We start from the raw sequence: 10,135 nt of genomic DNA, 5'->3' as shown, positions 1-10,135 counted from the left end.
TTTGTGACTGAGAACTATTTTGTCTCAGACTCTTACTTTACGCTAGTAAAAGCTATTAATATAGTTGAAAGAATAGATAGGACTTATGAAACAGTTCCAATAACATTCGCTTTTCAAACTCGAAAGAACAATTTTTTTCATTCATACTTCAAGATTCTAAAGGAATGTTAGGTAACGAAGCTAAAACCGCAAACTAAAAAATTTCAAATTTTATTCCTGTTTTAAAATGAAAAAACTCCTTGATAAAACAAGGAGTAAGAAAGGAAATTCTTTAGTTTTTAGCTACTGAAGCAAATTCTTCTTTAGAGAAAGCATCATTGATGATATCTTTCAATTGTTTAGCAGAAGCTTGCATTTTTTGTTTTTCAGCATCATTCAACGGGATATTTACTGGACGTACGATACCATGTGCGCCAACAATAGCTGGTTGTCCAATGTAGCAATCTGTAACACCAGGATATTGACCTTCTTGGAATACCGAAAGTGGAAGAACTGAATTTTCGTCATCAAGGATAGCTTTTGTAATACGAGCTAAGGCAACTGCGATACCATAGAATGTTGCACCTTTTTTATTGATAATTGAGTATGCAGCATCACGAACGCCTTCAAATAAGTCAACCAATTCAGCAGCATTGAAGTTTTCTACGTCTTGAAGATAATTTTCAAGGTTGACACCTGCAACGTTAGCATGTGACCAAACAGCGAATTCTGAATCACCATGTTCTCCCATGATGTAAGCATGGACAGAGCGAGCATCTACATCCAATTTTTCAGCAAGCGCTTGACGGAAACGTGCTGAGTCAAGAGAAGTACCTGAACCAATGACACGTTCTTTAGGGAATCCAGAGAATTTCCAAGTTGAGTAAGTCAAGATATCAACTGGGTTAGCAGCCACAAGGAAAATACCGTTAAATCCTGACTCAACAATTTTGGCAACAACATCTTTATTGATGCGGAGGTTTTTTTCAACCAATTGAAGACGAGTTTCACCCGGTTTTTGTGGTGCACCAGCAGTCAAAACAACAAGATCTGCATCGTGCGCATCAGCATATTCTGCTGAATAGATTTTCTTAGGTGAAGTGAAGGCAAGGGCGTGGCTAAGGTCTTCAGCATCTCCTTCTGTCTTTTCCTTGAAAATATCAACGATACCAAGTTCTTGAGCGATACCTTGGTTGACAAGAGCAAATGCGTAAGAAGAACCTACAGCACCGTCACCGACAAGGATGACTTTTTTATGTTGTTTAGTAAGAGTCATTTTGCTAAACATCTCCTTTATTTTATTGGGGAACATTTTCCCTTTACAACTTCATTCTATCACTTTTGTAACATTTTGTCACGGATATAATACATATCATCTTATGTAAACGTTTTTATGATAAGGGGTGTTTACTGAAAAAAATCATGATTTATGTTATAATGATATGGTCATATAAATTGAAGAGAGGCATTTTTTAATGCAGGATAATAATTTAGTCAATGTGAACTTAACGAGCGAAATGAAGACGAGTTTTATCGATTACGCCATGAGTGTCATTGTGGCTCGTGCCCTTCCTGATGTTCGAGATGGTTTAAAGCCTGTTCATCGAAGAATATTGTATGGAATGAATGAACTAGGTGTTACCCCTGATAAACCACATAAGAAATCTGCTCGTATTACGGGTGATGTTATGGGTAAATATCACCCACACGGAGATTCCTCTATCTATGAAGCGATGGTGCGGATGGCGCAATGGTGGTCTTACCGTCATATGCTGGTCGATGGTCACGGAAACTTTGGTTCTATGGATGGAGATGGTCCCGCAGCACAACGGTATACAGAAGCTCGTATGAGTAAAATATCGCTTGAGATGTTGCGCGATATTAACAAAAATACAGTTGATTTTGCGGATAACTATGATAGCAGCGAACGTGAGCCATTAGTCTTACCGTCACGTTTTCCTAATTTATTGGTTAATGGAGCAACTGGGATTGCTGTGGGGATGGCTACCAATATTCCTCCCCATAATCTTGGTGAAACCATTGATGCCGTTAAATTGATTATAGACAATCCAGATGTAACAACACGTGACCTTATGGAAGTATTGCCTGGTCCAGATTTTCCAACGGGAGCTTTAGTCATGGGAAGGTCGGGAATTCACCGTGCTTATGAAACTGGAAAAGGTTCTATCGTTTTACGTGCTCGGACAGAAATCGAAGAAACTAAATCTGGTCGAGAACGGATTGTTGTTACCGAATTTCCGTATATGATCAATAAAACAAAAGTGCACGAACATATTGTACGGTTAGTTCAAGAAAAACGCATTGATGGGATTACGGCAGTTCGTGATGAATCTAATCGAGAAGGAGTGCGCTTTATCATTGAAGTGAAGCGTGATGCAAGTGCGCATGTTATTTTAAATAACTTATTTAAACTCACGCAAATGCAGACGAATTTCAGTTTCAATATGCTAGCGATTCAAAATGGAGTTCCTAAAATTCTCTCCTTGCGTGAAATTCTGCTTGCTTATATTGAGCATCAAAAAGAAGTGGTAACTCGTCGGACGATTTTTGATAAAGAAAAGGCAGAAGCTCGTGCACATATTTTAGCCGGTTTACTAATTGCTCTTGATCATATCGATGAAGTGATTCGCATCATCCGAAATAGTGAAACTGATGCGGAAGCACAAGCAGAATTGATGTCGCAGTATGAATTGTCCGAACGTCAAAGTCAGGCGATTTTGGATATGCGTCTTCGTCGTTTGACAGGATTGGAGCGCGATAAGATTCAGTCTGAATACGATGATTTAATGAAATTAATTGCGGATTTGACAGATATATTGGCAAAACCAGAACGAGTTGTTGCGATTATCAAAGAAGAGTTGGAAGAAGTCAAACGTAAATTTTCTGATAAGCGCCGTACGGAACTAATGGTCGGGGAAGTTTTATCTCTTGAAGATGAAGATTTAATTGAAGAGGCTGATGTTTTAATCACGCTTTCCAATAAAGGTTACATCAAACGGCTAAATCAAGATGAATTTACAGCTCAAAAACGTGGTGGTCGAGGGGTTCAAGGGACAGGTGTTAAGGACGATGACTTTGTTCGTGAATTAGTTTCTACTAGTACACATGAACGCTTGCTCTTCTTCACCAATAAAGGCCGTGTTTATCGTTTGAAAGGTTATGAAATTCCTGAATATGGTCGTACAGCTAAAGGACTTCCAATTGTCAATTTGTTGAAATTGGACGAAGGTGAAACAATTCAGACAATCATCAATGTTCAAGCTGAACACGATGATCATTCTTATCTTTTCTTCACCACGCGCCATGGTGTGGTAAAACGAACTAGCGTAACAGAATTTGCTAACATTCGTCAAAACGGGCTAAAAGCTCTGAATTTAAAAGATGAAGATGAGCTAATTAACGTCTTTCTGACAGATGGGCAAACAGACATCATTATCGGAACAAAAATGGGCTATGCTGTACGATTTAATGAAAATCAGGTTCGCAACATGGGACGAGCTGCAACTGGTGTACGTGGCGTAAATTTGCGCCAAGATGATCATGTTGTGGGAGCTAGCGTTATTTCGGATAATCAAGAAGTGTTAGTCATTACTGAAAAAGGTTATGGTAAGCGAACTTTGGCTAGTGAATACGCTACGAAAGGACGTGGTGGAAAAGGAATGAAAACAGCGAATATCACTGAAAAGAACGGTCCATTAGCGGGGCTTATGGCCGTGAACGGTGATGAAGATTTAATGATTATCACAAATACAGGTGTCATTATCCGAACAAATGTTGCTAACATTTCTCAAACAGGACGTGCAACTTTGGGTGTTAAAGTAATGCGACTAGATAAGGGAGCGCAAATTGTTACTTTTACAAGTGTTGAAGCAGAAGATGAAAAAGAAGTGGATGAATAATAAACTAGATAAAAGGAAATGTTATGTCATCAAGAAGAAAAAAACATAATAAAAGAAAAAATATTCTGATTAATATTGTTGCGACATTGCTAATTATTGTAGCGCTTGCACTTATTTTTAACTCTTCTATTCGTAATATGATTATGGTCTGGCATACCAATAGGTATCAAGTGAGCAATGTTTCAAAAGATAAGATTAATAAAAATAAAAAAGCCAAAACCAGCTTTAACTTTGACAAAGTAAAATCATTGTCAACTGAAGATGTGATTAATGCTCAATGGCGAGCTCAGCAATTACCAGTTATTGGAGGAATTGCTATCCCAGAACTTTCAATGAATCTACCAATCTTTAAAGGCTTGGATAATGTAGGGCTTTATTATGGTGCAGGTACTATGAAAGAAACGCAACAAATGGGGAAAGGGAATTATGCATTGGCGAGTCACCATGTGTTTGGAATTACAGGTGCAAGTAATATGCTATTTTCTCCATTAGATCGTGCAAAAGCCGGAATGAAGATTTACCTAACAGATAAAGAGAAGATATATACTTATTCCATTACTTCTGTTGAAAATGTTTCACCTGACAGAGTAGATGTGATTAATGATCGTGAAGGAGTCAATGAGGTAACGCTAGTGACCTGCGAAGATGCTGCAGCTACTTCGCGAACGATTGTTAAAGGAACACTAGAAGGAGAAACTTCTTACAAGGATGCTCCAAAAGAAATTTTGAATGCATTTAGTAAAACATATAATCAAATGCAACTATAAAATAAAAGAAGCTGGGCAAAGATTCCGTTTTTAGTCAAAATTAAGTAGCTAACAATAGAAAAGCTTAAAATCAACGTTTTTAATAACTTGATTTTAAGCTTTTTTCATTATTCAGGAAGTTTTTGCTTAACCTTTTTCGTTAGCTGAAAGTAAAACGACTCGTGTTAAATTTTGATGACAACTCAATTACCATCACTAAATCGCAAACAAATCGTTAAGGTTTTCGGCTAGGGTTGGATGAGTAAAGATTTGTTTTGTGAAATAAGTATATGGTATGTTGTTGTCCATAGCTACAGTTAGAATGTTAATAATTTCTTGAGCTCCTTGTGAGAAGATAGTAGCGCCAAGAATTTCTTTAGTTTCTGTGTTTACAACTGCTTTGAATGCTCCTCTGAGGTCAGCATTGACATGTCCACGTGGCATAGCTGAAACTGGAATTTCTTTAGTTGCATAAGGCAATCCTTGTTCTTTAGCTTGTGCTTCAGTTAGACCAATTTGAGCGAGTGGTGGAGCGATGAACATGGTAGTCGGTACATTTTTACGATCATCAAGTGTGTATGAGCCGTCACCTGCTAAATAACTAAAAACTATACGGAAATCATCTAATGAGACATAGGTGAATTGCAATCCACCGTTGACATCTCCAACAGCAAAAACGCCAGAAACACTAGTTTGACAATGCTTATCAACTTGGATAGCACCACGATCTGTTATTTGAATATCTGTATTTTCTAGCTTTAATGGTTCAATATTTGGCTTGCGACCGGTAGCATAAAGCAAAGCATCAAAATGAAAACTTTTATTTTTAGTAACGACAATCACCTCGTCACCATCATTTTTAACTTCTTGAGTAAAGACATTTTGAAGAATTTCAATGCCATCTTCTTCCATGTATTGTTTGGCCATGGCAGCGATAGAAGGTTCTACACGTGGTAGAAAGGTATCGGCAGCATCAAGAACAGTGACCTTGCTTCCTAATTTATTGAACAAACCAGCAAATTCAAGACCGATATTCCCACCGCCAAGAATTCCAAGACTTTTAGGTAGTCTATCAAGGTTTTGAATACCTGTTGAATCATAAACATTTTTTGATGTAGTAAGTCCTGGGATTGGTAGAATGTTAGAGATAGCACCTGTATTGATGACGATATTTTCAGCTGTTAATTCTTGTTTTTGGTTACCTGAGACAATTTCAATTACCTTATTGGATAGAAAATGAGCTTCTGCATCAATAATATCGACTCCAGCACCACTAATAGTTGCGTAATTTTTCCCATTGAGTCTGCTAGTAACCGCATTTTTCTCAGTCATTACTTCTTCAAAAGATAATCCTTTTTCTGCAGCTACTAGTAAGGTTTTGGTTGGAATACAAGCGATATTGATGCAAGTTCCACCGTACATAGCTTTACTGCGTTCAATCAAAGCAACCTTTTTTCCTTGCATTGCCATTTTGGCTGCTAATGTTTTTCCGGCTTTACCAAAACCAATGACAATTAGATCATATATTAACATGGTTTTCCTCCGTTTTTTACAAATATTGTAGCACATCTATTCTGAAATTGCCTGTATTTTGCTCCGTAAAATTGATCTGGCCGCTACATGTAGTGGAAAAAATCTTTATAAAATTCTTGAATTTTATAAAGAAATTTTTAGAATCTGAAAATTTTTTTATTTGGAAAATTTAGATTTTAACCTTTGAAAATCCACTAAAATCAGCATGTATAACACTAGCTTATGGGAAGTTTAATTTATCTTAAGTAGACATTATAGCGTGTTCGATATAAAATGAAAGCGTCAACAAATACTGAGCCTTAAAATGAAAGCGCTCTTATCATACTATTACAAAGGAGTCCATACTATGGCAACCAAAGAAGAAATTTTACGTGAACTATATCCTGAAGATCTTTTCCATTATGCAGATGGTTTGACATTAGGAGAAGCAGAAGTTTTGCAAGAAACTCGTCGTTTGATTGAAAAACATCTTCGTCCTGTTATCAATGAACATTGGGAAAAACCTGATTTTCCATTTGAACAATTTTACACAGTTGCCAAAGGTGCACAAATTATGAACAATCCTAAATTGTTTGAGGGACGTGAAGGCAGCTACAAACCATCAGAACTTTATATCGCATTCCTTTACTTGGAATTGGCTCGTTTTGATACATCAATGGCTACATTCTATACTGTTCATGGCGGACTTTGCTATAATACAATCTTGCTCGGTGGTGATGAACGCCAACAAAAAGAATTTCTTCCTAAATTAGCAGCATTTGATTGGCAAGGATGTTTTGCTTTGACAGAGCCACTTTCAGGTTCAGACATTGCAGGTGGACTCGCAACAACTGCTGAACGTGTTGGAGATAAATGGATTCTTAATGGTGAAAAACGTTGGATTGGTGGTTCAGATACAGCAGATGTTATCCCAGTATTTGCTCGCGATGTAGCGGATGGTAAGGTTAAATGTTTTATCGTTCGTAAGGGAGCTCCTGGTTACGATGTAGAAGTCATCCAACATAAAATTGCACTTCGGTGTGTTCGAAATGGTCATATTACCATGACAAATGTTGAAGTTCCAGATTCAGACCGTTTAGTAAATATCAATGGATTTGCAGATGTAGCTCGTATTCTTACATTTACTCGTGCTGATGTGGCTCATATCGCTATGGGGATAACTTGCGGATCATTTAATGCAGCCTTGAAATACGCTACAAATCGTCAACAATTCAAACGTCCAATTGCTAAATTCCAAATTATTCAAGAAAAATTGGCTAGAATGCAAGCAAACGCCGTAGCAGCAATCGCTTATTCAGTTCGTATCGCTGAAATGCAAGAAGCAGGTAATGAATTGATGTTAAATTCTGCTCTTGCTAAAATGCACAATTCACTTGTCATGCGTGAAACGGTGGCTCTTGCTCGTGAAACATGTGGAGGCGATGGAATTACTCTTGAAACAGACGTTGCACGCTTCTTTGCAGACGCTGAGGCAGTTTACACTTATGAAGGTTCTCATGAAGTCAACGCTTTGATTGTTGGTCGTGAAATCACTGGCTTAGGTGCATTTGTATAATGACGAAAAAGGAGCGATTGAGGGGTGTATATCATTCAATCGTTCCTATTCTTTCGCTTTAAATTTTGTAACGTATTAGATAGGAGAAAAAATTGAATATTTCAAACGTAATGATCATTGGATCAGGTCAAATGGGAAGTGGTATTGCTCAAGTTTTTGCGCAATCAGGCTTTACGGTGTATTTGAATGATATTAAAGAAGAATTCGTTGAAAGAGGCATCGGAAATATCACTAAGCAACTAACACGCTCCGTTGAAAAAGGTCGTCTTTCAGAAGATGATAAAAATAGTATTTTGAGTAAGCTGATTCCATCAACTTCATATGAGGATGCTAAAAATGTTCAGTTAGTTATTGAAGCAGCTACTGAAAATAGAGATATTAAGTTGAGTATTTTTAAACAATTAGATGAATTGACATCTCCAGAAACTATTTTAGCTTCAAATACCTCATCTTTGTCTATCACAGATATTGCTGCAGCAACAGTACATCAAGAACGAGTCATTGGAATGCACTTCTTTAATCCTGCTCCTGTTATGAAATTGGTCGAAGTAATCAAAGCACTTCAAACATCAGAAGAAGTCGTTAAAGCTGTTCGTGAATTAACTGAAAAAATCGGTAAAACAGCAGTTGATGTTAAAGATTCTTATGGTTTTGTAGTGAACCGTGTGTTGATTCCGATGATTAATGAAGCGATTTTCATTCTCGGAGAAGGGGTTGCAACAGCTGAAGAAATTGATGAAGCTATGAAACTCGGTGCTAACCATCCTATTGGACCATTGGCTTTAGCTGATTTGATTGGTTTGGATGTTTGCTTAGCTATTATGGGTGTATTGAATAATGGATTTGGTGATCCAAAATATCGTCCTGCTCCATTGTTGAAAAAAATGGTTGAAGCTGGTAAACTGGGTCGTAAGACAAAGGAAGGTTTCTTTAAATATTAAGATATAAGGAGCAAGAAATGAAAGAAGCAGTGATTGTATCAGCAGTTCGTACACCATTAGGTTCTTTTGGTGGAAGTTTGAAAAATATTTCAGCTGTTGATTTGGGAAGTTTGGTTATTAAAAGTGCGATTGAACGAGCACATTTGAAAGCAGAACAAATTGATGAAGTGATTATGGGAAATGTGTTGGCAGCAGGACTAGGGCAAAATGTAGCACGTCAAATGAGTGTCAATGCGGGTATTCCAGTCTCTTCTCCAGCCTTTACAGTGAATAAGGTATGTGGTTCAGGACTGAAAACAGTTCAATTAGCTGCCCAAGCAATTTTATGTGGAGATGCAGATATTATTGTAGCAGGTGGTGCAGAAAATATGAGTCAGGCACCATACGTTCTTCAAGGTCAGCGTTGGGGCTCTCGTATGGGAGATACAAAAGTGATTGACACTATGTTGCGCGACGGTCTGACTGACGCTTTTGGTGATTTCCATATGGGAATCACAGCTGAGAATGTTGCTGAACAGTATGATATTTCTCGTGAAGTCCAAGATGCTTTTGCTGTTCAGTCACAACAACGTGCTGTGGCAGCTATTGAAGCTGGACGTTTCAAAGAAGAAATCGTTCCAGTGATTATTCCACAGAGAAAAGGTGAGCCAATTGTTTTTGATACGGATGAATTTCCAAGAAAAGATGCCTCACTAGAAGGTTTGGCTAAATTACGCCCTGTCTTTAAAGAAGGTGGAACGGTCACAGCTGGTAATGCTTCTGGTATCAACGATGGAGCGGCAGCAGTTGTTGTCATGAGTTCAGAAAAAGCGAAAGAGCTAGGCATTCCTGTTTTAGCAACCATAAAATCCTATGCAAGTGCAGGATTAGATCCGAAAATCATGGGTTGCGGACCAATTTATGCTTCTCGTAAAGCACTTGAAAAGGGTGGCTTTACAACTGAAGATCTCGATTTGATTGAATCCAATGAAGCATTTGCATCGCAAGCATGTGCTGTTGGTAAGGAGTTAAATCTTGATCAGGAAAAAGTAAACGTAAACGGTGGTGCCATTGCACTTGGTCATCCAATTGGAGCATCAGGCTGCCGTATTCTGGTTACTTTGTTGCATGAAATGGAAAAACGCGATGCTAAACGTGGTCTTGCAACTCTTTGTATCGGAGGAGGAATGGGCACAGCAGTTATTGTAGAACGTTAAAAATAATTACCTACTAAATTTAATTTACCATTTGATTTTTTTACTCTGTAAAACAAATTCTATCTAAGACGTTTATCTTAAATGATTCTTAGTAGAGTTTGTTTTTTTATTTTGAAAATCAAAAAGTCTTAGTATTTTTTATAACTCTATAAGTTAAACTTATAGAGTTATAAATTAAGATTAAGTAGACGAGAATGGGAAAATGGGATATCATAGCATTGTAAGCTCTTACATTTTTGGTTCAAGTATTTGTTGACACTGTACT

7 protein-coding genes are annotated in these 10,135 nt (G+C 37.6%); 5 read left to right on the top strand and 2 right to left on the bottom strand.

What is annotated here, in order from left to right; genetic code table 11:
• Positions 1-271: 271 nt before the first annotated feature.
• Positions 272-1,255: an L-lactate dehydrogenase gene (locus HMPREF2542_RS00635; RefSeq protein ID WP_058669550.1), complete on the bottom strand. Its 984-nt coding sequence runs from the start codon at positions 1,253-1,255 to the stop codon at positions 272-274.
• Positions 1,256-1,454: 199 nt separating this feature from the next.
• Between HMPREF2542_RS00635 and gyrA the strand changes: the two genes are divergently transcribed.
• Both gyrA and HMPREF2542_RS00625 read left to right on the top strand, forming a co-directional pair.
• A complete protein-coding gene (gene gyrA, locus HMPREF2542_RS00630) occupies positions 1,455-3,899 on the top strand; it encodes a DNA gyrase subunit A (RefSeq protein ID WP_058669549.1) in 2,445 nt (814 codons plus the stop codon).
• A gap of 23 nt (positions 3,900-3,922) precedes the next feature.
• Positions 3,923-4,666 (top strand): class A sortase, encoded by a 744-nt coding sequence (locus tag HMPREF2542_RS00625; protein WP_049480428.1) that lies wholly within the window; start codon positions 3,923-3,925, stop codon positions 4,664-4,666.
• A gap of 195 nt (positions 4,667-4,861) precedes the next feature.
• On the opposite strand, the gene HMPREF2542_RS00620 is transcribed toward HMPREF2542_RS00625, so the two are convergent.
• Complete coding sequence (locus HMPREF2542_RS00620) at positions 4,862-6,178, bottom strand: FAD-containing oxidoreductase (RefSeq protein ID WP_006269582.1); 1,317 nt, start codon at positions 6,176-6,178, stop codon at positions 4,862-4,864.
• 346 nt (positions 6,179-6,524) lie between these two features.
• On the opposite strand from HMPREF2542_RS00620, the gene HMPREF2542_RS00615 reads away from it, so the two are divergent.
• From HMPREF2542_RS00615 to HMPREF2542_RS00605, 3 genes are all read left to right on the top strand, one after another.
• Positions 6,525-7,733, top strand: coding sequence for an acyl-CoA dehydrogenase FadE (locus HMPREF2542_RS00615; RefSeq protein WP_003069045.1), 1,209 nt, complete (start codon positions 6,525-6,527; stop codon positions 7,731-7,733).
• A gap of 92 nt (positions 7,734-7,825) precedes the next feature.
• A complete protein-coding gene (locus tag HMPREF2542_RS00610; RefSeq protein ID WP_003069048.1) occupies positions 7,826-8,674 on the top strand; it encodes a 3-hydroxybutyryl-CoA dehydrogenase in 849 nt (282 codons plus the stop codon).
• Positions 8,675-8,691: 17 nt separating this feature from the next.
• Complete coding sequence (locus tag HMPREF2542_RS00605; RefSeq protein WP_058669548.1) at positions 8,692-9,870, top strand: acetyl-CoA C-acetyltransferase; 1,179 nt, start codon at positions 8,692-8,694, stop codon at positions 9,868-9,870.
• The last annotated feature ends 265 nt before the right edge of the window (positions 9,871-10,135 follow it).

The organism is Streptococcus sp. HMSC034B05, assembly GCF_001809055.1.
Classification (GTDB): Bacteria; Bacillota; Bacilli; order Lactobacillales; family Streptococcaceae; genus Streptococcus; species Streptococcus constellatus.
This window is presented reverse-complemented; position numbering and strand designations above follow the sequence as displayed.

Bases quoted from the DNA above. Each gene is read 5' to 3' on its own strand.
- HMPREF2542_RS00635 (WP_058669550.1), bottom strand. From the start codon at position 1,255: ATGACTCTTACTAAACAACATAAAAAAGTCATCCTTGTCGGTGACGGT.
- gyrA (WP_058669549.1), top strand. From the start codon at position 1,455: ATGCAGGATAATAATTTAGTCAATGTGAACTTAACGAGCGAAATGAAG.
- HMPREF2542_RS00625 (WP_049480428.1), top strand. From the start codon at position 3,923: ATGTCATCAAGAAGAAAAAAACATAATAAAAGAAAAAATATTCTGATT.
- HMPREF2542_RS00620 (WP_006269582.1), bottom strand. From the start codon at position 6,178: ATGTTAATATATGATCTAATTGTCATTGGTTTTGGTAAAGCCGGAAAA.
- HMPREF2542_RS00615 (WP_003069045.1), top strand. From the start codon at position 6,525: ATGGCAACCAAAGAAGAAATTTTACGTGAACTATATCCTGAAGATCTT.
- HMPREF2542_RS00605 (WP_058669548.1), top strand. From the start codon at position 8,692: ATGAAAGAAGCAGTGATTGTATCAGCAGTTCGTACACCATTAGGTTCT.